Source organism: Leeuwenhoekiella sp. MAR_2009_132, assembly GCF_000687915.1.
Classification (GTDB): Bacteria; Bacteroidota; Bacteroidia; order Flavobacteriales; family Flavobacteriaceae; genus Leeuwenhoekiella.
Genome location: NZ_JHZY01000004.1, coordinates 1,370,451 through 1,394,809, shown reverse-complemented (window position 1 = coordinate 1,394,809; position 24,359 = coordinate 1,370,451). Strand labels below are relative to the sequence as shown.

Here is a 24,359-nt window from a genome sequence, read left to right as displayed (position 1 = left end):
TCGAAATCCTTGCTAAATCATCACAATCCGTTCATTATAGTTATCTAAAATGTTACTAGGTAGCGATTTTAAATAAACCTGAGTGGTATTCAAGTTGGTATGCCCCAGCATCTCTGATATGGCCTGTAACGGCACTTCTTGCAGCATAGCCTGGGTAGCAAAGCTATGCCGGGCTACGTATGCCGTGAGTGTCTGTTGAATCTGGCATTTTTCTCCAATTTTACGCAAGCCTAAATTATAGAGGCGGCGTGCCCGATGCAGGTCTTTATATTGATGATCCAGACTTTCTCGATGAATGAACGGGAAGATAAAGTCATCGAGCTCCTTATCTTTTGTATAAGGAGCAAGAAGTTCAATAACCTGATCAGTAAGCTTGATGTTATACTGTTTGGCGGTTTTCTTCCTTTTATACTTAACCCTGCCATCCTGAATGTCCTTAAGTTTTAAAAAAGCTAAATCAATAAATGGCATCCCATAGAGCATATAGGATATCAAGAAGTAGTTGCGGTGATGAAACAGCGGATCATCTTCCTCTAATTTAAGATTCACGATTTTACGAATGGAATGGAGGTCTAAAGCCCGTTTGGCTGTAGGTTCCGTTCTAATCTGATAATGAATAAAGGGATAAGCTTCCTGTTCAATAATCCCTGCCTTGATCCCTCTGTTGAATAAGGCGCGAATGTTTCGCATATAGTTGGAAAGCCCGTTGAGGCTATTGCCTTTTGCCATATGATATTTATGGAAACGTTCTAATAAATCTAGGTTAACTTCATTAAACTTGAGGTCTGCGCCCTTATTGAACGTTCTAAGAACCCCTAGAGTAACGTTATAACACTTAGCACTACCAATACGATCTGCCGCTTTCAACTCGGCCACAACCTGATCGCCAAAATCAAAAAATGAATCGTAAACAGCTTTGGTGGTGATTTTATCCCTTAATTCTTTAAGGGAGAGAAATCGCAGTTTTCGTTGATCGGCAAGCTTATTAATAATATCATTTCCTCTGGCTTTTTCTTTAAGGAGTACCGTGTTTAAACGAGCAACAGAAAAGGTGTCCGGATAGGATTTTTTGATTTCTTGTTTTACAGGATCCCAATAGCGTTTTTCGACGGCATATCCTGTAGCAATAGAAGTAGATTTTCCGAGATGAATCAATCTGAAAATAATTGGAAAAGTGTTATCTTTTCGCTTGCGTCTCGTGTCTAAAATAAGGTTAAATCGCGTATTCATAGCTTCAAATTACATAAAAAAATTCGCAAGCTATTCGCAAATTTTCTTGATATCATTTGATATCAAATGATATCAAGAACTGTTAATATTTTAAAAATCAGTGAATTAAGGTTTGTTTAAACTAATATTTAGGCACTCCTTAAATTCTCATAATCAGGTGGTCCCTGGTTCGAGCCCAGGTGGGACCACAACTAAAGCCACTGTAAACTTTAAGTTTATAGTGGCTTTTTTAATATGTCGATTTTTTTTGAAATTTTAATATTTTGAATCGATTCTTCCCATCATAATTTTAAGTATAGAGCTCACTATAATGTTTTATCGCATTTAGATTGTCCTACATCTCAATTAAGTAAAGATCGTTAGTAATTTTCTTTCATTTTATTTTTGTACTAATAAAACTTAATTTCTAATCCTATTTTGCTCAGATAGTATTTTCTCTAGTAATTAACTAGTCTTTTCGATTATAAATGCGACTTTAATTAGTATTTTATAATTACTTCTCATTAAATTTTAAGCATTTTAACGATATATATTGTTTTTAAACGATAACTGTCTTATATTTACTTCATAACAAAACCTTAAAGCTTTTCTTAAGTCCCCCCAGCTTAATATTAGCGTCTTCAACCCCCAATTTTATGAAGACTATATATTTTGAATTTTATGCTAATCTAAAGACTAATTCTTGGTGCTTTAGTCAAGTCGATATATCATTATTTCATAATGATAATCGTTTTATGAATTCCGCTTTTTTCACAAATATCTTTCTGGCAAATATTCTGTGTAATCAATTACACGGATTATTAGCTAATAGTCGAAGTATAACTTTAATTATATGATATAGTGTTGTGTTGTTTTATTAAAATAAATAAAACAACATAAAGAAATGGAGAAAGAAAAAGATTACATTATTTAAAATCTATAAATCTAAAAGGTAAAAAATTACGTTTATAAACTGCTTTGGGTTAGATTTTAAAATTTATAATAATAAATTAATACACAAAGTGTTAATTTTAAGTATTTTACGACTAAATGCAAGAATAGTCTTTTAAAGTAATAGGGATTATTTAGTTTTGCGAAAATTTGTTAAATTATTTGGTTTAACGGAATATGAATAAAAAATTCAACACATTAATTTTAATCCTCTTTTTCTTGGGGTTTTCTTTGTTGGGTTATTCTCAGGTTCCACCAGCGCCTCCTCCACCTCCTCCTGTAGGTTTAAAGGTTCCTATAGATGATTACATTCCTTTCTTTATAATATTTGCCTTGATTATTGGAGTTATATGTATATATAATAAGGAGCGTTCTAAGATTTTAACTCCATAAGGCGTTTTACATACTTTCCTATTACATCAAATTCTAAATTAACTACTGTTCCCTTTATAAAAGATTTGAAAGTAGTGTGCTCGTATGTATAAGGTATTATGGCGACACTAAATTCATTTGATTTAGAATTTACTACAGTTAGGCTTACTCCATTTACAGTAATAGATCCTTTTTCTATAGTTACATTGTTAAGACTGGGGTCGTAATCAAAGGTAAATACCCAACTGCCATCTTTTATAGCTACTTCTTTGCAAACAGCTGTTTGATCTACGTGACCCTGAACAATGTGACCGTCTAAACGTGAACCTAATATCATGGCGCGCTCAAGATTTACAAAATCTCCCTGTTTTAAATCTCCCAGATTTGTTTTAGATAGTGTTTCTTCGATTGCAGTTACCGTATAGCTCGTATCGTCTAAATTAACTACGGTTAAACAAACCCCATTATGTGCGACACTTTGATCAATTTTTAATTCTGGTGAAAGAGAACTACTAACCGTAATGTGGAGATTTTCTCTATCTCTTTCTAATTGTTTTATAGTGCCTAAATCTTCAATAATACCTGTAAACATGATTGCGTTTTAATTGAGTACTTTTACATTTCAATTTACAAAAGAAAGCCAAAGGGGTTTAGCATGAAAGAACAAAATATAAAATTAGGAATCAGTATTGGAGACCTAAATGGTATTGGAGGTGAAATCATTTTAAAAACGTTTGAAGATGTAAGAATGCTTGAGTTTTGTACTCCTGTTATATTTGCTTCAGCTAAGACAATTACATTTCTTTTAAAACACTTTAAACTGGATATAAATTTTCAGGGAGTAAAATCTGTAAATGCGATTATTGAAGGAAAAATTAATGTTGTTAATGTGTGGCAAGACAACCCTCAGATTACTTTTGGTGAAGAAAACCTTACAGGAGGAAGCTATGCTATTAAATCGTTAAAAGCCGCAGTTGAGGCTTTAAAGAATAATAGTATAGATGCGCTGGTTACTGCTCCTATACATAAGGCAAATATTCAATCTGAAGATTTTAGTTTCCCTGGTCATACAGATTACCTTAATCAAGAACTTGAAGGTAACAGCCTTATGTTTATGATTACTGAAAAACTTAAAGTGGGGCTACTTACAGATCACGTCGCCGTTCGTAGCGTTTCAGATAAGATAGATGCACCTTTAATTATTCAAAAGTTTAAAACAATAGAGCATTCGTTAATTCAGGATTTTGGAATTAGTAAACCTAAAATTGCATTTTTGGGAATAAACCCACATGTGGGAGATAATGGGGTTATAGGTAAAGAAGATGATGATATATTAATACCTACTCTTAAACAATTAAGAGAAAAAGGAGATTTAACATATGGTCCTTATGCTGCAGATAGTTTTTTTGGTAGTGGAAATTATAAAAACTTCGATGCGATCATTGCTGCCTATCATGATCAGGGCTTAATTCCGTTTAAAACCCTTTCTTTTGGTAAAGGAGTAAATTATACTGCCGGATTGAATAAGGTGCGTACTTCTCCTGACCATGGTACTGCTTTTGAAATCGCAGGGAAAGGTCTTGCGAGTAATAGTTCTTTTAAAGAAGCTGTATATGCTGCGTTAGAGATTTACAAGAGACGCTCTGAGTATGCTGAATTAACCGCAAATGTTTTACAAAAACAGCCGCGTAAAAAACAATTTTCGGGTAGATCACGTAGTAATTAAACCTTTTTAAAAAATTTATCCACACTTAATTAACAGCTAAATAAAAATTTATATCTTTGCACCCGCCTTTTGCGGAAAGATTAGATTAGGAAAGAGAAAGGTAATGAAGCATTTGAAAACGTATACAATTCCATTTGTTGGTTTAAAACAGGGAGAACACGATTTTGAATATACGATTAACGACGCGTTCTTTGAGCATTTTGAATATGATGATTTTAATTCTATTAATATAGATTTAAAAATAGTCCTGAATAAAATGTCTACGTTGATGGAGTTTTATTTTGATGCGCAGGGTAGTATAAACGTTAATTGCGATATTACAAATGAACCCTACGATCAGCCCATTGATGCCACCTATAAGTTGGTGGTAAAATTTGGTCAGGAATTTAATGATGAGGTTGAAGATATTTTAATTCTTCCTTATGGAGAATATGAGGTAAATATTGCACACTATATATATGAGCTTATAGTTTTAGCAATGCCTGCAAAACGTATTCATCCGGGAGTTGAAGATGGTACTTTAAAATCAGACATATTAGATAAACTCGAAGAGTTAAGTATAAAGAGTAACGAAGAACAGGATAAAAATTCTCCTGAACAAAAAGAAATTGATCCCCGTTGGGATAAATTAAAAGATTTTTTAACAGATAATAAATAATAAACGGTAATGGCACATCCTAAGAGAAAAATCTCCAAAACAAGAAGAGATAAGAGAAGAACACATTACAAAGCTGCAATGCCAAAAATAGGTGTAGACGCTACTACTGGCGAGGCACACCTTTATCACCGTGCTCACTGGCATGAAGGTAAACTCTACTATAGAGGGCAGGTTGTAATTGATGCTACTTCTAGCGAAGAAGCTGCTTAATAAAAGCATATACTTATAGTAAAACTCCCATTATTTGGGAGTTTTTTTTATTTTTCAGGATGGGCAAAAAAAGTTAATTTTCGAGCCAGTTTGTTCGAATTTTAGTACTTTTCCTTCCATTTTTAAGCGAATAAGACAATTTTTCGCAGAAACCAGATTTATATGAGTAAAATCACTGCTGCCATAACAGCTGTTGGCGCCTATGTGCCAGAATATGTGCTTACCAATGAAATTTTGGAAACAATGGTTGAGACCAACGATGAGTGGATCACTTCCAGAACAGGAATTAAAGAGCGTAGAATATTAAAAGATCCCAATAAAGGAACTTCTTATTTAGCTATTCAGGCTGCTCAAAATTTGATTTCTAAAAGCGGTATCGATCCTTTAGAAGTCGATATGGTAATTGTAGCGACCGCCACACCAGATTTGCCTGTTGCTTCTACCGCAGCCTATGTCGCTACTCAAATAGGAGCAACAAATGCATTTTCTTACGATCTTCAAGCGGCTTGTTCAAGCTTTCTTTATGGCATGTCAACGGCCTCTGCTTATATAGCTTCAGAAAAGTATAAAAAAGTATTATTGATAGGAGCAGATAAAATGTCTTCAATCATAGATTATACAGATCGTACTACGTGCATCATTTTTGGTGATGGCGCGGGCGCGGCACTTTTTGAACCTAATGAAGAAGGGTTAGGATTACAGGATGAGTATTTACGCTCAGACGGTATAGGCCGTAACTTTTTGAAAATAGAAGCCGGTGGGTCTTTATTACCACCTTCTGCAGAAACGGTTGCTAACAATCAACATTACGTATATCAAGACGGTAAAACTGTATTTAAGTTTGCAGTATCTAATATGGCAGATGTTAGTGAACTTATAATGAAACGTAACAATCTTGCAAATGATGATGTAAGTTGGCTTGTAGCACACCAGGCTAACAAACGTATTATTGACGCAACTGCGAGACGTATGCAACTTGACGACAGTAAGGTGCTTATGAATATTCAACGTTATGGTAATACAACATCTGCAACATTACCTTTATTACTTAGTGATTTTGAAACTAAGTTTAAAAAAGGAGATAATTTAATATTTGCCGCTTTTGGAGGCGGATTTACTTGGGGGTCTATTTATCTTAAATGGGCTTACAACTCTTAATATAAACTAACTAACGTTATCAATTATGGATTTAAAAGAAATTCAGAATCTTATCAAGTTTGTGGCTAAATCAGGTGCAAGCGAAGTAAAGCTTGAGATGGATGATTTTAAAATCACCATTAAAACCGGTGAAGAGGGTAAAGGAGAAACTACTATTCTTCAGCAAGTACCTATGATGGGCAATACGATGCAACAGCCTGCTATGCAACAGCAACCCGTCGCTCAACAAGTGCCTGTTCAGGAAGCAGAGAAGCCTAAAGCAGATATAAGTGATAATTACATTACTGTAAAATCTCCTATCATTGGTACATTTTACCGCAAGCCTGCTCCAGACAAACCCACGTTTGTTGAAGTAGGTGCAGATATTAAAGCAGGTGACGTTTTATGTGTTATCGAAGCGATGAAATTATTCAACGAGATTGAAAGCGAAGTGAGTGGTAAAATCGTTAAAGTACTTGTTGACGATTCTTCTCCTGTAGAATTCGATCAGCCACTATTTTTGGTTGACCCTTCTTAATCTATAGAAGAAAATAACGTCAAATAGTTCGTTTGAAGTTTTCTAAACTTTAAACTTTAATGCAAAACAGATATGTTTAAAAAAATATTAATAGCAAACAGAGGAGAGATAGCCTTAAGGGTAATCAGAACCTGTAAAGAAATGGGCATTAAGACTGTAGCTGTTTATTCTACAGCAGATGCCGAAAGTTTACATGTACGCTTTGCTGATGAGGCAGTTTGTATAGGACCGCCGGCGAGCAGTGAATCGTATTTGAAAATTTCAAATATTATGGCTGCTGCAGAAATCACAAATGCAGATGCTATTCACCCGGGTTATGGGTTTTTATCTGAAAATGCACGTTTCTCAAAAATATGTGAAGAACACGGTATTAAGTTTATTGGCGCTTCACCAGATATGATCGCAAAAATGGGAGATAAGGCAACTGCAAAAGCTACTATGAAAGCTGCAGGTGTACCTTGTGTACCAGGAAGTGATGGTATTATTAAAGATTTTGAAGACTGTGAGCGTATAGCTGATGAAACCGGATATCCTGTAATGCTTAAAGCAACTGCAGGAGGTGGTGGTAAAGGTATGCGTGCTGTCTGGAAAAAAGAAGAATTGCGTAAAGCATGGGATTCTGCTCGTCAGGAAGCTTCAGCATCTTTTGGTAACGATGGTATGTATATGGAAAAGCTTATTGAAGAGCCACGCCATATCGAGATTCAAGTTGTAGGAGATAGTAATGGTAAAGCATGCCATTTATCAGAACGTGATTGCTCTATACAACGCCGTCATCAAAAACTTACTGAAGAAACTCCGTCTCCATTTATGACAGATGAGCTTCGTGAACAAATGGGTAATGCTGCTGTACGGGCTGCAGAATTTATAAAATATGAAGGTGCAGGTACTGTAGAATTTTTAGTAGATAAACACCGCAACTTCTACTTTATGGAAATGAACACCCGTATCCAGGTAGAGCACCCTATTACAGAGCAAGTTGTTGATTACGATTTAATACGTGAGCAAATTCTTGTAGCTGCAGGTGTAGCAATCTCCGGTAAAAATTACTATCCGCAATTGCATTCTATAGAGTGTCGTATTAATGCAGAAGATCCTTATAATAACTTTAGACCTTCTCCAGGCAAAATTACAAACCTTCATGCACCGGGTGGGCATGGAGTACGCATAGATACACACGTTTATAGCGGTTACTCTATCGTTCCCAATTACGATTCTATGATCGCAAAATTGATAACTACAGCTCAGACAAGAGAAGAAGCTATCAATAAAATGAAACGCGCATTAGATGAGTTTGTGATTGAAGGTATTAAAACAACAATTCCTTTTCACCGTCAATTAATGGACGACCCTCGTTATTTAGAAGGCAATTACACCACAGCATTTATGAATGACTTTGTCATGAATGCACCAGAAGAAGAATAAAACTTCTTAGTTATACAATGAAAACCCTGAACATTACTATATGTTCGGGGTTTTTCTTTTGTGGGCGTTTCCCTGCGTAAAAACTCCGGGCCCGGGCTTTCACGGCTCGCTTTCTGCCTAAAATGGCAGAAGAGCTTAAACAAACCCTTCAATCCCTAACGCTTTAGTTCTATATTTAGAATCAATTTATAAAAAGCAAAACAACAATGACAAGGGAGTTGTCTTATTGGGAATATAAATCCTGGCTAACTAATATAGATTTCACCATAGTAGGGAGTGGCATCACCGGTTTAAGTTGCGCTTTACAACTACGAAAGCTCTACCCTAAATCTAAAATTTTAATTTTGGAACGCGGTAGCCTTCCGCAGGGAGCGAGTACGAAGAATGCAGGTTTTGCGTGTTTCGGGAGTCTTTCTGAGCTTATTTCAGATTTAAACACACATAGCGAAGACGAGCTATTAAACCTCGTGCAAATGCGGGTAAAAGGCCTCGCTCTTTTAAGGCAATCATTTGGTGATGCTGCAATAGGTTATAAAAATAATGGAGGGTATGAACTTTTTTTTGAAGAACAGGATAAACTTTATGCGAACTGTTTAGAAAAACTAAAGACTATAAACAACTTTCTACAGCCTGTATTTAAAGAATCTATTTTTAGTGAGATTTCTAATTCATTTAATTTTCAAAAGATTAAACCCAGAGTTATTCTTAATAAAGCCGAAGGCCAACTTGATACCGGCAAAATGATGTACAGCCTTCTTAAAAAGGTTAGAGATCAAGATATTAACATACTCAATAATTGGACGGTAGATAAATACAATGATACAGAATCAGCAGTGGTTATCAATGCTAATGGTATTTGTTTTAACTCAAATAAACTTCTAATTGCGACAAATGGTTTTGCATCACAGTTAGGCATTAATCAGGTTATTCCGGCACGTAACCAGGTTTTGGTAACCAAACCGATTAAAGACTTAAAAATTAAGGGGACTTTTCATTTAGATGAAGGTTATGTCTATTTTAGAAATATTGATGATAGAATTCTTTTGGGAGGCGGCCGAAATCTTAACCTTAAAGGGGAACAAACAGATCTTTTGGGCACTACACAGCAAATTCAAAACTATCTTGAACGATTACTCTCAGAAACTATTTTACCGAATACACCTTTTGAAATCGAACACCGTTGGAGTGGGATATTAGGTGTAGGCGATCAGAAAAAACCGATTGTAAAGCAACTTTCAAATAATGTGTTTTGTGGCGTGAGAATGGGAGGGATGGGTGTTGCTATAGGTAGCCTTGTTGGTAAGGAGCTTGCTGAATTATTGGCTTAGTTTTAAAAAGACCTCCTGCGTTGTTTTAAGCAGCTTAGAAGAATAAAAATAAATTTTTTGACCTTCATATAATCCTTCAATGAGATAGTAACTTCCTTTAAAATAGCTTTTTAAAACAGTTACTTTTAAAGGTGTTTTTGATTCAGAAACACAAAGTTGATGCGGCATTATCAAGGTTTTTGTTCCATTAATAATCAACTCGCTTATATCTCCAAAAAAAGAAGCTACATAGGCATTTTTCGGATTTGCGAATATTTCTTTCGGTGTCGCAAATTGTATAAAAGAACCATTACGCATCATTTTAATTTCGTCAGAAAAGGACAAAGCTTCTTCGCTATCGTGGGTGGCTGTAATACAGGTGATATTTTTTTTCTTTAAATATGCATAGAGATTTCGCCTTAAAGCATTCCTTCTAAAGTTATCTATGTGACTAAAGGGTTCGTCAAGTAATAAAAGCTCGGGTTCTTTAGCAATTGCACGCGCTAAAGCTACTCGTTGTTTCTGGCCGCCACTTAACAGTTTTACGTGAACGTCTGCAAAATAGGTCATATCAACTACTTCAAGAAGTTCGTCTATACGCTCCTGGCGCTGCTCCATAAATCTTCTGGAAAGATGTTTCCCTATATTTTCTGAAACAGAAATAAAAGGCATCAGATCAAAATCCTGAGCCAAATATTTTATAAATGGCTCTCCGGGAACCAGATTAAAATCAGGTCCCATTAGTTCTTGTTCACCCCAGAAAATCTGACCATTTTCTAATTGAAGTAAACCATAAATTATTTTGAGCAAGGTACTTTTACCGCAACCGCTTTCGCCCAAAATTGAAGTATGTGTTCCTTTTTCAACTTTAAAATCAAGGTCCTTTAAAACCGTTTCTTCAGCGTAGGCGAAGCTTTTAATAGTTACGTTGAGCATAATTTAATATAGTAAGACCCTACAGGTTTTCAAAACGAGCAGGGTCTTAATTAAAAATTTAAAGAGTTTCGTCTTAATTTACAGATGTGCTTTCCGCAGTTAACCCTTTACTTTTACCTGACTTTTTGAAGGAAGTACGTCAAATCCCATATTATAGAGTGTAAAGGCAAATATATCTGCGGTCTGTTCTATTTGTTTGCTTACGGGAGTTCCCGCTCCGTGACCCGCATCAGTTTCAATACGTATTAACACCGGTGCATCACCTGCTTGCTTTTCCTGCAATTCTGCAGCAAATTTAAAACTGTGAGCGGGCACAACACGATCATCGTGATCTCCAGTTGTCACCAATGTGGCAGGGTATTTAGTCTCTGCTTTTACGTTATGAACCGGTGAATAGCTTTTAATATATTCAAACATTTCCTTACTGTCTTCAGAAGTGCCATAATCGTAAGACCAGCCGGCACCTGCGGTGAAGGTGTGGTAGCGTAACATATCCATAACCCCAACTGCGGGTAGCGCCACCTTCATTAAATCTGGACGCTGCGTCATTGTCGCCCCTACGAGCAAACCGCCATTAGAACCACCTCGAATGGCTAAATAATCACTCGAAGTATAGTTTTCTGCAGTCAAATATTCCGCGGCAGCGATAAAATCGTCAAACACATTTTGTTTCTGCATTTTAGTTCCTGCATCGTGCCATTCTTTCCCATACTCGCCACCTCCACGAAGGTTAGGTACAGCGTAAACACCGCCCATTTCCATCCAGATTGCATTGGTGATGCTGAATGATGGCGTAAGCGAAATATTAAATCCGCCATAGGCATAAAGGATTGTTGGATTCTTACCGTTGAGTTCTAATCCTTTTTTATAAGTAATAATCATTGGTACCTTAGTACCATCTTTTGAAGTATAAAAAACCTGCTTACTCTCGTAATTTTCAGGATTGAAATCAATAGCAGGCTTGCGGAATAATTCTGATTTACCGGAAGCGATGTCGTATTTGTAAATGCTTCCGGGAGTGGTGTAATTGGTAAAGCTGTAATACAATTCGGTTTCTTCTTTTTTAGCACCAAAACCTCCTGCGCTACCAATACCCGGTAATTCTACTTCACGTACTAATTTGCCATCATAGTCATACTGCTTAATTTGCGAAACAGCGTCCACCATATATTCGGTGAAGAAGTAGCCCCCGGCAGTAGAAGGCGACAGTACATTTTTAGTTTCCGGAATAAAATCTACCCAGTTTTCAGGAGTGGGATTTGAGGCGTCAACCGTTACGATTTTCTTGTTAGGCGCATCTTTATCGGTTACTAAAAAAAGTTTTGAACCTACATTTTCAATAATCGATGTATTGGTGTTCTCATTATCTAAAATCGTGATGAAAGAACTTCCCGGTTTAGAAAGATCTTTAATAAATAACTTATTACCTGAAGTTGCATTACTCGCACTTACAATAAGATACTTGTTATCTTCTGTAGTAGCCGCACCAATATAGCGGTGTTTTTGAGCTGCAGTACCTCCAAATATTAATTCATCAGATTTTTGAGTCGTATTTAATTTATGGTAATATACTTTATGCTGATCTGTTTTTGCTGAAAGTTCGCTTCCTTCAGGCTTGTCGTAACTCGAGTAATAAAACCCGTCATTCTCTTTCCATGAAATGCCACTGAATTTTATATCGACCAGAGTGTCTTCGGTTATTTCTTTAGTTTCAGCATTCATTACCAAAACCTTACGCCAGTCGCTACCTCCTTCAGAAATGCTGTATGCAGCCAGAGAACCATCTTCAGAGAAGCTTAAACCACCTAAAGAAACGGTACCATCTTCAGAAAAGTTATTAGGATCTAAAAATACTTCTGCAGTTGAAGGATCTGCTTTGGTTTTATAGCGGTAAATCACATACTGATTTTGAAGTCCGTCATTTTTATAAAAATAGGTATAGTCGCCTTCTTTAAAGGGAGCGCCAATTTTTTCGTAATTCCAGATTTTCTCCAGTTTTTTCTTTATTTCTTCCTTAAATGGAATTTTATCTAAATATCCAAAAGTGGTTTTGTTTTCTGCTTTTACCCAGGCTTCAGTTTCTGCACTGCGGTCATCTTCTAACCATCGATACGGGTCAGGAACCTGAGTGCCAAAATAGGTGTCAATAGTATCAACTTTTTTAGTTTCGGGGTAAATCATTTTAGAGGATTTTTCTCGTATGGTTTGCGCTTGAAGAATCGTTCCGAAGGAAGCGAAACAGAACATCAGAGTTGATTTTTTCATAGCATTTTAATTGATTTCTCTCAAATATACCTATAAAAAAACCTCCTAAACACAGTGGTTAGAAGGTTTTAACTATTTGTTAGGAAATTGATTTTAGACCAAACCCTGAGCGGTTAAATATTCTGCAATCTGTACCGCGTTTGTTGCTGCACCTTTACGCAGGTTATCTGCAACCACCCACAAATTTAAGGTGTTTTCCTGTGAAAAATCACGACGGATACGACCTACAAATACATCATCTTTACCGTGTGCATAGATAGGCATAGGGTAGGTGTTTGTGTCTGGATTATCTTGTACGGTAACGCCGTCTTGAGCTTGCAGTAGCTGACGAACTTCAGAAAGATCAAAATCATTTTCAAACTGAACGTTGATTGCTTCAGAGTGACCACCCACAACCGGAATACGCACTGCTGTTGCAGTAACTGCAATACTGCGATCACCTAAAATTTTCTGAGTCTCGTTAACGAGTTTCATTTCCTCTTTTGTGTATCCGTTTTCTGTAAATACGTCACAGGCAGGAATTGCATTACGGTGAATAGGGTAGTTGTAGGCCATCTCGCCTTTTTCCCCATTGTACTCATTTTCTAATTGCTGCACTGCTTTAACACCAGTACCCGTAATAGATTGATATGTTGAGATTACTAAACGTTTAATCTTATATTTTTTATGCAAAGGAGCCAGAGCCAATACCATTTGAATGGTAGAACAGTTAGGGTTTGCAATAATCTTGTCTGAAGCCGTTAATTCACCTGCATTGATCTCAGGAACGATTAATTTTTTATCGGCATCCATTCTCCAGGCAGATGAATTGTCGACCACAACTGTACCAACCTCAGCAAATTTAGGAGCAAATTCTAAAGAGGTATTACCACCTGCAGAAAAGATTGCGATATCTGGGCGTGCCGCAATAGCATCATTCATAGAGCTTATGGTGTAGTCTTTGCCTCTATAAGAAACAGTTTTACCTACAGAGCGCTCACTCGCTACAGGAATTAATTCGGTTATTGGGAAGTTGCGTTCAGCTAATACTTGCAACATCACGTGGCCTACCATCCCGGTAGCGCCTACAACAGCTACTTTCATAAATTTTAATTTAGCGTATAAATAATCTCAGCTTTTTAAGTGTTGAGATTTATATTTTAATCAAACAAACATGGGTAAACTACTGTTTGGTTTGAGAGAGGCCAAAAGTAATAACTCCTTCTAAAAAAGGAGACTATCTTTTTAAAAATGTACACATTTGTTTTAAAAGTGACATTTTGTATAATTTCAACCAATTTTGTTAGATATATAACAAAAAAGAACCCCCGGTAGATGCCGAGGGTTTAGTTAAAAAAATCTGCAGTGCAGCGGTTCGTGCTCAAAGCACATTTATCGTAAATTATTTCTTTCTTAATTCGTCGCGAATTTCAATAAGTAATTCTTCTTGTGTAGGACCTGCAGGCGCGGCTGGTGCAGCTGCCTCTTCTTTCTTCTTGGTTTTCTCATAACCTTTAAGCAACCAGAAAATTACAAAGCCAATGATAATAAAATCAATCACTGCCTGTAAAAAGTTTCCATAGGTCATAATAGCACCTCCGGCTTCTACCGCAGCCTCAACAGTTTCATAATTGCCACCGTCTAGTGAGAAAAATAGATTATTGACGTTTTTTCCGCCCATAAGCACACCTATTACAGGCATGATAACATCTGCTACTAACGAGCCAACAATTTTATTAAAGGCTCCGCCTATAATTACAGCTGTAGCAAGAGCTACAATGTCACCTTTCATTAAAAAGGCTTTAAAATCTTTTAAAAATGCCATATTCAGTTATTTAAGTTAGTGTTAAAGAAATGCTAATATAGTTAAAAATAGAATTGCTCGTAAAAATAATTAATCGATTTACTCAATAATACGACGCTCAACCCGCTGAGAAATTGCTGTTATAAGTTCGTACGGGATACTTTTTATACGTGCAGATAGTGCTACTGCAGAAGCTTCTTTTCCAAAGACAATGACTTCATCACCTTCTTCGCAGTCAATTTTAGTAACATTTACCATAATCATATCCATACATACATTGCCTATTATGGGTGCTTTTTTTCCGTGTATCATCACATAACCTCGGCCTTTACCATAAGCTCTTGAGATACCGTCGGCGTGACCAAGGGGCAGGGTCGCAGTACGTTCTTTTTTAGCTGCTGTATGAGCCCGATTGTATCCTACAGTCTCACCAATTGAAATCTCGTGAATTTGAGAAATAACCGTTTTTAATGTGGCTACCGGTTTTAGTTTTAAATCTTCTTCCTGAGTATTACCATAACCATATAGACCTATACCCGTGCGCACCATATCAAATTGTGCCTGCGGGTAATTGATAATCGCAGAAGTATTGCTTTGATGCAATATGGGGGAGTAGCCCAGGCCATTAATGATATTTTTAGAATTCTTAGTGAAGGTTTCAATCTGATGTAAGGTGAATGTTTTTTCATTCATATCCTCACTTGCCACGAGGTGTGAAAACAAGGATTTAATTTTGATAGCGCTAGTGGCATTTACCTGTTCTAAAATGTCTTTTTCATTTACATCTTTAAAACCTAAGCGGTTGAGTCCTGTATTAAATTTAATATGTACAGGATAATCTGTTATTTTTTTTTCTTCCGCGGTAGCGATAAATGCTTTTAAAACGCGAAAACTATAAATACTAGGCTCTAAACAATGCTCTATTATTTTTTCAAAATTCTCAATTTGTGGGTGTAGCACAAGTATAGGTGTTTTGATACCAGCTTCACGTAATGCGATTCCTTCTGAGGTATATGCAACGGCAAAATAATCGATGCCTTTTACTTCTAGTTTTTTAGCAATAGCAACAGATTCACTACCATATCCGTAAGCCTTTACAACCGCCAGCATTTTTACGTCTGGGTTCAGTTTAGATTTAAGGTAATCATAATTATGACTTAAAGCGTTGAGATCTATTTCAAGAACAGTATGTGGCATTTACTCTGTTTTTTTAGGATTTTTAAGTACCTCGGGGTCCTTAACATCTATTGTTTTGAGGCGTTCACGTAGCATGGCTTTATAATAGGCGCCTCTGCTTAGCGGTTCGTACTCTTCAGTTTCTCCCAATAATACAAGATCATCACTAGCTGCCTTTCGATAGCTATACTGGGCAAGATTACCGGTACGAGTACAAACTGCATGAACTTTAGTGACATATTCTGCAGTAGCCATAAGAGCCGGCATTGGGCCAAAGGGATTTCCTTTAAAATCCATATCAAGACCGGCGACAATTACACGTACACCTCTATTTGCAAGATCGTTACATACTTTTACAATCTCATCATCAAAAAACTGCGCTTCATCTATACCCACAACATCACAGCCATCTGCAAGAATAGGTATGTTTGCAGCAGCAGGAACTGGGGTCGATCTAATTTTGTTGGCATCGTGAGAGATAACTAATTCTTCATCATAGCGTGTGTCAACAGAGGGTTTGAAAATTTCAACCTTCTGTTTTGCAAACTGGGCGCGCTTTAATCTTCTAATTAACTCTTCTGTTTTTCCAGAAAACATAGAGCCACAGATGACTTCTATCCACCCAAATTGCTCCTTGTGATTTACAGTATTTTCGAGAAACATTTTGTATTTTTCAACCTCTTAAAGGGCAACAGTGCTATTTTTTGAGGGCTGAGCAAATTTATTAAAAAGACCAGCAATAAACAGAGCAAACAAAAAACTTATGAAGAAGAAATTAAAATCTGACTTGGTTAGCCTGGCGCATAAGATTTTAAAAATAGATTCCGATAGTGATTATGAGACTTTAAAACACGAAGCTCTTAAAATTTATGAGGCTTTATCTATCATGGCTTATGTTGAATCTCATTTTGAAGGTTCAAAACCTACAATAGGTAAGCGGGAGATTATTGAAGCTTTAGAAAAAGAAGATACAGATACTCTAGAAGAAATTATACAGGAAGTACAGGAAACGCAACAAGCACCTCAGCTAAATTTTGAGGCTACAAAAGAAGAAACAGATTTGGAGCGTATTGCACGAATAGCAGCATCTAATACAGAACTATTTGAGCGATTAAGAAAGCCTGAAGAACCACCCGTAGCACCACAAGTGGTAAGCTCTAGAGAAGATAAAACCGAAGAAAAAATTAATCAGGCGTCTCTTTACGAGCCTGTGATGGAAAAAATAAAAGACATCGTTGCGCAAATGCCTTCTGAAGCTGATGCCATTGACGAGATGTTTCAGAAAATAACGCAGGAGCCTAATTATCTTAAAAATGACAGAGACGAGATAGGTGAATATGGCCGTATTCCTGAGTTTGAAGAGAAAGAAGCAGCTAAAGAAGAACTAAAGCCAAAAAAATTAAATGATCGTGCCACCAGAGGTTTGTCTTTTGGTCTTAATGATCGTATTGCCTTTATCAAGCATTTGTTTAATGGTAACGCTGCAGATTACAACCGGGTGCTTTCTCAGCTCAATACAGCCCGGTCTAAAGAAGAAGCCTTTAACCTTATAAATACAATGATCAAACCAGATTATAATATGTGGGAAGGAAAAGAGGTTTATGAAAATCGCTTTATGGAACTGGTAGGTCGTAAATTTGATTAGAACAGGCACTATGGCCAAACTTTTTCTTGTTCCCACCCCTATAGGTAATCTTGACGATATGACCTTTAGAGCTATTAAAGTTTTGCAGGAGGCAGATCTTATTTTAGCCGAAGATACACGCACAAGCGGGAAACTTCTCAAACATTTTGAGATTACTACACAGATGCACTCGCATCATATGCATAATGAGCATAAAACTGTAGAAAACTTAGTGTCACGTATACAAGGTGGCCAAACCATTGCTCTTATTAGTGATGCAGGGACACCGGCAATTTCAGACCCTGGCTTTTTATTAACTCGGGCTTGTGTAGATGCAGGTATCGAGGTAGATTGTTTACCAGGCGCTACCGCTTTTGTACCAGCTCTTGTAAATAGTGGCTTACCTAATGATAAGTTTGTTTTTGAGGGCTTTTTACCCGTTAAAAAAGGAAGGCAGACGCGTTTTAAAATTCTGGCAGAAGAAGAGCGTACCATTATTCTTTATGAAAGTCCGCATAAGCTGGTTAAGACTCTTGCAAATATGGTAGAATATTTTGGCGCAGATCGGAAAATTTCCGTTTCACGCGAGATTTCAAAACTTCATGAAGAGACCGTACGGGGTTCTGTAGAAGAAGTTTTAAAGCATTTTGAAGCGAAGCCTCCTAAGGGCGAACTTGTAGTCGTAGTAGCAGGAAAGCCGAAAGATTAAATAGGTTCTATAGCTTTTGTTTTTTGAAGTTGTAATAAATCTATAAGCATGTTTACATCTTCTTTACTATACGCAGATACATCTATTTTAATTGATTTTTTCTTGCTTTTCCATAAAATTAAATGATTCTCAAGAGCTTCGAGATATTTAATTTGAGAATAGCGAAAAGCCTTAGAACTTCCTGTATTTAGTTTGAAATTGATTCCATTTGTAGAATAACGCACGACATTTTTAAACTTAAAAGGAATTAAATAGGGAAGAAAAACAAGTAACATTCCTAAAGGTTGTATGAGTCTACCTATTATTAAATTCTCTAAAAAGAAATGACCTATAATTAATAAAACTGCACCTGTTGCCGGCACCAGAATGCGCCAGAGATGAGATTGATTTATAAAGGTGAGTTTGATTTTTGACGTTTTCATCATCTTTTTTATTTGGAGTTTTCTTCAGAAATTTAAATGAAAAATACGAAAGCTTAAATAATTTGTAAAACCACACTAATTTGTAACTTCGGCAATCCCCTATTTTTTTTAAGTAATAATCTACTCAACAAAACGGCTATGTGCTTAATAATACGAATATTATGTTTATTTTTTGCTGTTTCAGGTTTTAGCCAGGGTGTTTCTTTTCAGCGGGTTAATGAATATTACCTGCACGGTGACAGTAGGGTAATTGGCAATAATATATTGAGTAGCGACTCAAGAGATGCCTATGATAGGCCCCGAGGTATAAACGACCAGACTGAGATGGTTTATGTAGATATAGATGACGACTCAGACACCTACAGCTCTAGCAGCGCAGATTTAAAAGTACCGGCAAATACTAAAATCGTATATGCCGGCTTATACTGGGCTGCGACATACCCTGGTGCAGTAGGCAAACAAAAAGTGCGAGGCGGCCGTATTGTTTATGATTTAAAGAAAAAGAGAGATCGTCCCTTTGATCTGGTTCAATTAAAAATTCCGAGTAAAAATGAATATATACAAGTACAGGGAGAACTTGTATATGATGGGATGGTAGATGGTAATACCGATTTAAAAAATGCCGCTCCCTATGTCTGTTACAGCGATATAACCCAAACACTTGTTGCTAATGCTGCGGGTTCAGGAACCTATACTTTAGCAAATGTAGCAGCATTAGAAGGGGAGATGTACGGGGGGAGTTCTGCCGGGTGGATGTTATATATTGTCTATGAAGATGCAAAAGCACCCTTACAATATTTTACAAGTTATCAAGGTTTTAGATACATAAGTACAGAGAAACCAGAGGAGTTGGTTTTTAAAAATTTTAGGGCTGTTTCTAAGGGAGATGTAAAAACTTCGGTGATATTAGCTGGCCTCGAAGGTGATCTCGCACTTTCAAAAGATGTCGTTTCTATTTATAGCAATAAGCAGAAAAAATACATGCCGTTAAAGAGTAAAGTGCGTTTTGCAAATAATTTTTTTAATAGCAGTATTACTATAAATGACCTTACATATTTAGATCGATCTCCTTCTAGTAGTAACACATTAGGTTTTGATTTAGCCCAGATTAAAATACCTAACGTAAAAAACGAAGTCATAAGCAATGATGCTACCAGCGTGAAGCTTCAGTTTAAAACCGAGGAGGACCGATTATTTGTATTTTTTAACGCCTTTCAGACCGAAATAAGTAGCGATTATTATCAAAATGTTATCGTAGAAGGCAAACCAGATAGTATTGTTGCACAACCCACAGAGCAAATATCAGAAACAAAAGTAGCCTTAGAAGAAAAACAAAGCGTTCCCGAACCGGTTTTGGAAACAAAAAAACCGGAAGTAGCTGTACAAAAACGAAGTGAAGACCTATTAGAAATGATCAATGCAAATTCTGTTGAGGTCCCTGGGCTTGTAAGTGGTTATTATGCTGTAAACCATGTTTTTTCTAGCGCTAAAAATGCAGATAACTGGGCTAAAAAAATGGTACAGGCAGGTTTTTCGCCAAAGCAATTTGTGAGACCCTCAAACGGATTTCATTATGTATATATTGATTTTAGTCAAGACCCCGATGCATTGTATAATCGTGTAAAAGGCTACCGAAAGATGAAAGATTTAACCAAATGCTGGATGCTTAAAATAAATTTAGAGTAATGCGCTGGACGTTAAAACCCACTCCTAATAAAGTAATTACTGAAGCTTTAGCTCTTGAATTAAAAGTGCCCGAAAAGATTGCGGTGCTACTGGTGCAGCGCGGTATAGACACCTATGAAAAAGCAAAGAAATTCTTTAGACCTTCGCTAGATGAATTACACGATCCGTTCTTAATGAAAGATATGGATAAAGCTGTTGCCCGAATCAATAGTGCTTTTAAACAGGAAGAAAATATTTTAGTCTATGGTGATTATGACGTAGATGGCACGACAAGTGTTGCTTTAATGAGTAGTTATTTATTAAGCCATTATCCGCAGGTTGCTACCTATATTCCAGATCGCTATGCAGAGGGCTATGGCGTCTCTTATATGAGTATAGATTATGCCCACGATAATGATATTACCTTAATTATTGCATTAGACTGTGGTGTTAAAGCAGTTGATAAGATTGCTTATGCAAAAAAACTGGGAATAGATTTTATCGTCTGCGATCATCACAGACCGGGCCCAGTATTGCCAGATGCTGTTGCGGTTCTAGATCCTAAACGAGAGGATTGCACCTATCCTTACGATGAATTGTGTGGCTGTGGCGTAGGGTTTAAATTAATACAGGCTTTAGAGCAGGAAAAAGGCTTGCCTGCTAAAACGTTGATTCCTTATTTAGATCTTGTTGCTACTGCAATAGGTGCAGACATTGTACCTATAACCGGGGAAAACAGAGTGCTTGCTTTTTATGGTCTTGAAGTTATAAATACGTTGCCGCGCACAGGCATTAGAGCTTTAATTGAAAATGTAAAAAAAGACACCCTTACCATAACCGATGTTGTTTTTATAATTGCACCGCGCATAAATGCCGCGGGCCGTATTAAACACGGGCTACACGCGGTAGAATTACTCACTGAGCAAGATGAGGCAATTGCACAGGAAATGGCTGCGAATATTGAAAATTATAACGCAGAGCGAAAAGATCTGGACAAACTAATAACAGTAGAAGCTTTAGAGCAGATTACCACAAATAAAGAAGAAGACTTAAAAACTTCTGTTGTGTATCAGGAAAACTGGCATAAGGGTGTTATAGGTATAGTTGCCTCACGCCTAATTGAAACCTATTATCGTCCTACGCTGGTTTTTACAAAAAGTGGAGATAAACTAGCTGCCAGTGCTCGTTCTGTTAAAGGATTTGATGTGTATGAAGCCCTTGAAGCATGTAGTGAACATATAGAACAATTTGGAGGGCATAAATACGCCGCAGGTCTAACACTGAGTGAAGCTCAATACCCTGGTTTTAAAGCAAAATTTGAAGAGGTTGTATCGGGTAGTATAGATGAGCGTTTGCTTATTCCTGAAATAACTATTGATGCTTGTCTTGAACTACACGAAATTTCCGCAAAATTCTATAGAATTTTAAGGCAGTTTGCACCCTTTGGGCCGGGAAATATGTCTCCTGTTTTTATGAGTAAAAATCTAATAGATACGGGTTATGGTAAATGTGTAGGGGCAGATGAAGATCATTTAAAATGTACAGTTACCCAAAACAATAGTGCAATTCAAATAGGAGCTATAGGATTTAATCTGGGAGCAAAATGCAATCTTATAACTAACAAAAAACCATTTAAAGCTGCTTATTCTCTTGACCTTAATGAGTGGAATGGTAATGTGAGCATTCAGTTAAAATTAAGAGATATTCAGGAATAATTCAATTCTATTTAGATTAATTCTAAACAAGGTTTTATATTTGTGTAAAATCGGGTTTATGAAACATATAAATATCATCTATCGCAACGAGTCTGGTATTTCTTTCTATTGGAAGACATCTAATGACAGCATTCTTAAAGCACAGGTAGTATTTAGGGATATAGGTTTTTATTTCACTTTAGATCAGCTCAAATCATTTGCTTTTCAAACACAAGCTGCAAAGAGTGAGCATAAATGTAAAGATTGTATAAATCCTAAAGAGTGTAGATCGTTACTTCTAAAAACACCTTCAGACTGCATAGACCTTGCGGTAAATAAGCAGGAGTTAGAAGATATACAGGATCTTTTAGACCAAACAATTTTAAGAATGGAAGCGCAGGCGTATATGCAAACAGCCCTTAATTAGGGTTGTATTCTTTCAGTTCAAAAGAGGTGCCGTCGTACACGCCATAAGTGTAATGAACGATCCAATCTCCCAGATTGTGGTAAGAGGAGTTTGTACCCACATCAATTTTCATAGGTAAATGCCTGTGCCCAAATACAAAATAATCATAGTGGTTAGTTTGCAACTTTCGCTTTGCATAAGCAGCAAGCCATTCATTTTCATCACCTAAAAAAATATGGTCATCATCACCGCTTATAAGCTTATTTTTCACCGAAAGGTACTGCGCAACACGTACGCCGATATCAGGGTGTACCCATCTAAAAAGCCATTGAAAAACGCTCGATTTGAAAACCTTTTTCATCCGTTTATATCCTTTATCTCCTGGGCCTAAGCCATCGCCGTGTCCTATAAAGAATCGTTTATCGTTAAACTCAAATACTTGTGGGTTGTGATACACCGGTATGTTTAATTCGGTTTCAAAATAATCGTGCATCCACAAATCATGATTGCCTACAAAAAAGTAGATAGCGATACCCTTATCACGCAGGTCTGCAAGTTTACCCAGAACTCTTACAAAGCCCTTAGGTACAACTGTTTTATATTCAAACCAAAAGTCAAAAAGATCTCCTAAAAGAAAAATAGCAGCTGCATCTTTTTCTATTTCGTTAAGCCAGGCTACAAATTTTAATTCACGTGGTTTACTGGCTTCTGCAGTAGGAGCACCCAGATGATTATCACTAGAAAAGTAAATTTTTTTTCCTTCGGGTATTTTGGCTTGCAAAACGGGTTGCTTCATACCGTAAATTTAGGATAAAGTTGAGATGATATTAATGAGGCTTAATTGTCTGAGGCATACCATTCTGCAAAACTACTATCTGTTTCCTGCAGTTTTAAAGAGAATAGGCTAATATTTTCAGGAAGGTATTTCTTGATTTTTTCAGCAAAATCAATCACCATCATTTCACTAGTGGGCTGGTAATCTACAAGAAGAACATTGTGCCCACGGTCTGATAATTCTTTAGCAAGTTCAACGTGCGGTGTGTTTTTGTTGAAAACCGTAGCGTGATCAAACACATCAACAATTTCTGTTTTTACAATTTTTTTGAGGTCTCCAAAATCGATTACCATACCAAATTTGACATTGTCATTTTGAGAAATAGGGGTGCCTATCACAGTTACCGAAAGTTTGTAACTGTGCCCGTGTACATTGCGACATTTACCGTCATAGCCATATAATGCGTGACCCGTTTCAAATGAAAATTGCTTTGTGATGCGTATGTTACTCATACTTACTTTTTAAATTTTCTTATAAGTACCACTACAATTAATGCGATGGCAAAAATTAAATAAATTCCTGTACCACTTATAAATTCTAAAAACTCCATTTTAATTCTAATTAAGAGTGTAAAAGTAGTAAAGTATATGCCCCAAGCCTAAAAATTAATGTCAAGAAAAAAGTTTGGGTTTTTCTATTGTTTTTTGCACGTAATTTGCCGCCATGGAAACACAACTTTTTGAGCAGCTTCAGTTTACAGAAAATCCTGTTTATGAGATGGTTATATCTGATATTTTAGATAGGGGTTATAGTATCGTAGATGATTTTTTTGATTCTTCTGAGATCGAAGAATTACGACAGTCTTTAAAAGATGTATATGAGGCAGATTGCTTCAAAAAAGCTGCCATAGGAAATAGGCTTAATGAAGAGATTGATAAATCTATACGAGGGGACTTTATTTTGTGGATTAATGAAGCCGAAGGTCGCGCTGTTGAGCGTAGATTTTTTGCTAAAATTAATGATCTCGTTGCTTATTTAAATCGCACGTGCTTTTTAGGGATCTTGCAGAAAGAATTTCACTATGCTGTCTATCCCACAGGAACTTTTTACAAAAGACACCTAGATACTTTTCAGAATGATGACCGTCGTAAATTGTCTATGGTGTGCTATTTAAATGACGATTCCTGGATTGCCAGTAATGGCGGCGAGCTCACCCTGTATTTACCTTCTGAAACTGGCGAGACAGCTTTAGATATCATTCCCAGACCTGGGCGAATGGTCATTTTTGAAAGTCAGGTTTTAGAGCATGAGGTTAAACCGGTATTGGCATCAGAGCGTTTTAGTATAACAGGTTGGTTAAAAACACGATAG

The 24,359-nt window shown here is 36.6% G+C and carries 24 protein-coding genes; 13 read left to right on the top strand and 11 right to left on the bottom strand.

What is annotated here, in order from left to right:
* Positions 1–12: 12 nt before the first annotated feature.
* Both P164_RS14500 and P164_RS14490 read right to left on the bottom strand, forming a co-directional pair.
* Positions 13–1,230, bottom strand: coding sequence for a site-specific integrase (locus P164_RS14500; protein ID WP_028377056.1), 1,218 nt, complete (start codon positions 1,228–1,230; stop codon positions 13–15).
* Positions 1,231–2,533: 1,303 nt separating this feature from the next.
* Entirely contained in the window at positions 2,534–3,124 is a 591-nt protein-coding gene (locus P164_RS14490) for a riboflavin synthase (protein WP_028377054.1), read from the bottom strand.
* Positions 3,125–3,187: 63 nt separating this feature from the next.
* On the opposite strand from P164_RS14490, the gene pdxA reads away from it, so the two are divergent.
* The 7 genes from pdxA (at position 3,188) to P164_RS14455 (ending at position 9,554) form a co-directional block, all read left to right on the top strand.
* Positions 3,188–4,258, top strand: a complete 1,071-nt coding sequence (gene pdxA, locus P164_RS14485; protein ID WP_028377053.1) for a 4-hydroxythreonine-4-phosphate dehydrogenase PdxA — start codon at positions 3,188–3,190, stop codon at positions 4,256–4,258.
* Positions 4,259–4,361: 103 nt separating this feature from the next.
* Entirely contained in the window at positions 4,362–4,916 is a 555-nt protein-coding gene (locus tag P164_RS14480; protein ID WP_028377052.1) for a YceD family protein, read from the top strand.
* A gap of 9 nt (positions 4,917–4,925) precedes the next feature.
* Complete coding sequence (gene rpmF, locus P164_RS14475; protein WP_028377051.1) at positions 4,926–5,126, top strand: 50S ribosomal protein L32; 201 nt, start codon at positions 4,926–4,928, stop codon at positions 5,124–5,126.
* A 162-nt stretch (positions 5,127–5,288) separates the two neighbouring features.
* Positions 5,289–6,284 carry a beta-ketoacyl-ACP synthase III gene (locus P164_RS14470; RefSeq protein ID WP_028377050.1) on the top strand — a complete coding sequence of 332 codons (996 nt, stop codon included), beginning with the start codon at positions 5,289–5,291 and terminating at the stop codon, positions 6,282–6,284.
* A gap of 25 nt (positions 6,285–6,309) precedes the next feature.
* Positions 6,310–6,801 carry an acetyl-CoA carboxylase biotin carboxyl carrier protein gene (gene accB / locus P164_RS14465; protein WP_028377049.1) on the top strand — a complete coding sequence of 164 codons (492 nt, stop codon included), beginning with the start codon at positions 6,310–6,312 and terminating at the stop codon, positions 6,799–6,801.
* 72 nt (positions 6,802–6,873) lie between these two features.
* Complete coding sequence (gene accC, locus P164_RS14460) at positions 6,874–8,226, top strand: acetyl-CoA carboxylase biotin carboxylase subunit (protein WP_028377048.1); 1,353 nt, start codon at positions 6,874–6,876, stop codon at positions 8,224–8,226.
* A gap of 206 nt (positions 8,227–8,432) precedes the next feature.
* Complete coding sequence (locus P164_RS14455) at positions 8,433–9,554, top strand: NAD(P)/FAD-dependent oxidoreductase (RefSeq protein ID WP_035899874.1); 1,122 nt, start codon at positions 8,433–8,435, stop codon at positions 9,552–9,554.
* On the opposite strand, the gene P164_RS14450 is transcribed toward P164_RS14455, so the two are convergent.
* The 6 genes from P164_RS14450 to P164_RS14425 form a co-directional block, all read right to left on the bottom strand.
* On the bottom strand, positions 9,543–10,469 hold the full coding sequence (locus tag P164_RS14450) for an ABC transporter ATP-binding protein (RefSeq protein WP_028377046.1): 927 nt from the start codon (positions 10,467–10,469) through the stop codon (positions 9,543–9,545). The two genes, P164_RS14455 and P164_RS14450, sit on opposite strands and share 12 nt — an antisense overlap.
* 99 nt (positions 10,470–10,568) lie before the next feature.
* Complete coding sequence (locus P164_RS14445; RefSeq protein WP_234405883.1) at positions 10,569–12,650, bottom strand: prolyl oligopeptidase family serine peptidase; 2,082 nt, start codon at positions 12,648–12,650, stop codon at positions 10,569–10,571.
* 177 nt (positions 12,651–12,827) lie between these two features.
* Positions 12,828–13,817 carry an aspartate-semialdehyde dehydrogenase gene (locus tag P164_RS14440; RefSeq protein WP_028377044.1) on the bottom strand — a complete coding sequence of 330 codons (990 nt, stop codon included), beginning with the start codon at positions 13,815–13,817 and terminating at the stop codon, positions 12,828–12,830.
* A 298-nt stretch (positions 13,818–14,115) separates the two neighbouring features.
* On the bottom strand, positions 14,116–14,538 hold the full coding sequence (gene mscL / locus P164_RS14435; protein ID WP_028377043.1) for a large conductance mechanosensitive channel protein MscL: 423 nt from the start codon (positions 14,536–14,538) through the stop codon (positions 14,116–14,118).
* Positions 14,539–14,616: 78 nt separating this feature from the next.
* Positions 14,617–15,714 (bottom strand): alanine racemase, encoded by a 1,098-nt coding sequence (alr, locus tag P164_RS14430; RefSeq protein ID WP_028377042.1) that lies wholly within the window; start codon positions 15,712–15,714, stop codon positions 14,617–14,619.
* The gene (locus tag P164_RS14425; RefSeq protein ID WP_028377041.1) at positions 15,715–16,356 is read right to left on the bottom strand and encodes a thymidine kinase; all 642 of its coding nucleotides are present in this window, start codon (positions 16,354–16,356) and stop codon (positions 15,715–15,717) included.
* Positions 16,357–16,456: 100 nt separating this feature from the next.
* Here P164_RS14425 and P164_RS14420 point away from each other — a divergent pair, with 100 nt between their 5' ends.
* Both P164_RS14420 and rsmI read left to right on the top strand, forming a co-directional pair.
* Complete coding sequence (locus P164_RS14420) at positions 16,457–17,338, top strand: hypothetical protein (protein WP_028377040.1); 882 nt, start codon at positions 16,457–16,459, stop codon at positions 17,336–17,338.
* Positions 17,339–17,348: 10 nt separating this feature from the next.
* Complete coding sequence (gene rsmI, locus P164_RS14415; RefSeq protein WP_028377039.1) at positions 17,349–18,026, top strand: 16S rRNA (cytidine(1402)-2'-O)-methyltransferase; 678 nt, start codon at positions 17,349–17,351, stop codon at positions 18,024–18,026.
* Here rsmI and P164_RS14410 read toward each other — a convergent pair.
* A complete protein-coding gene (locus P164_RS14410) occupies positions 18,023–18,451 on the bottom strand; it encodes a hypothetical protein (protein WP_125411782.1) in 429 nt (142 codons plus the stop codon). The two genes, rsmI and P164_RS14410, sit on opposite strands and share 4 nt — an antisense overlap.
* Before the next feature lie 135 nt (positions 18,452–18,586).
* On the opposite strand from P164_RS14410, the gene P164_RS14405 reads away from it, so the two are divergent.
* The 3 genes from P164_RS14405 to P164_RS14395 are packed head-to-tail and all read left to right on the top strand — an operon-like array spanning position 18,587 to position 22,234.
* A complete protein-coding gene (locus P164_RS14405) occupies positions 18,587–20,134 on the top strand; it encodes a hypothetical protein (RefSeq protein WP_051621363.1) in 1,548 nt (515 codons plus the stop codon).
* Positions 20,134–21,828, top strand: a complete 1,695-nt coding sequence (gene recJ / locus P164_RS14400) for a single-stranded-DNA-specific exonuclease RecJ (protein ID WP_028377037.1) — start codon at positions 20,134–20,136, stop codon at positions 21,826–21,828. The genes P164_RS14405 and recJ overlap by 1 nt, the downstream gene beginning before the upstream one ends.
* Before the next feature lie 58 nt (positions 21,829–21,886).
* Entirely contained in the window at positions 21,887–22,234 is a 348-nt protein-coding gene (locus P164_RS14395) for a DUF6686 family protein (RefSeq protein ID WP_028377036.1), read from the top strand.
* Here P164_RS14395 and P164_RS14390 read toward each other — a convergent pair.
* Together P164_RS14390 and P164_RS14385 are read right to left on the bottom strand one after the other, a co-directional pair.
* Positions 22,227–23,009: a UDP-2,3-diacylglucosamine diphosphatase gene (locus P164_RS14390; protein WP_028377035.1), complete on the bottom strand. Its 783-nt coding sequence runs from the start codon at positions 23,007–23,009 to the stop codon at positions 22,227–22,229. The two genes, P164_RS14395 and P164_RS14390, sit on opposite strands and share 8 nt — an antisense overlap.
* 41 nt (positions 23,010–23,050) lie before the next feature.
* Positions 23,051–23,500 carry a 6-pyruvoyl trahydropterin synthase family protein gene (locus tag P164_RS14385; RefSeq protein ID WP_028377034.1) on the bottom strand — a complete coding sequence of 150 codons (450 nt, stop codon included), beginning with the start codon at positions 23,498–23,500 and terminating at the stop codon, positions 23,051–23,053.
* A 211-nt stretch (positions 23,501–23,711) separates the two neighbouring features.
* Between P164_RS14385 and P164_RS14380 the strand changes: the two genes are divergently transcribed.
* Positions 23,712–24,359, top strand: a complete 648-nt coding sequence (locus tag P164_RS14380; protein WP_028377033.1) for a 2OG-Fe(II) oxygenase — start codon at positions 23,712–23,714, stop codon at positions 24,357–24,359.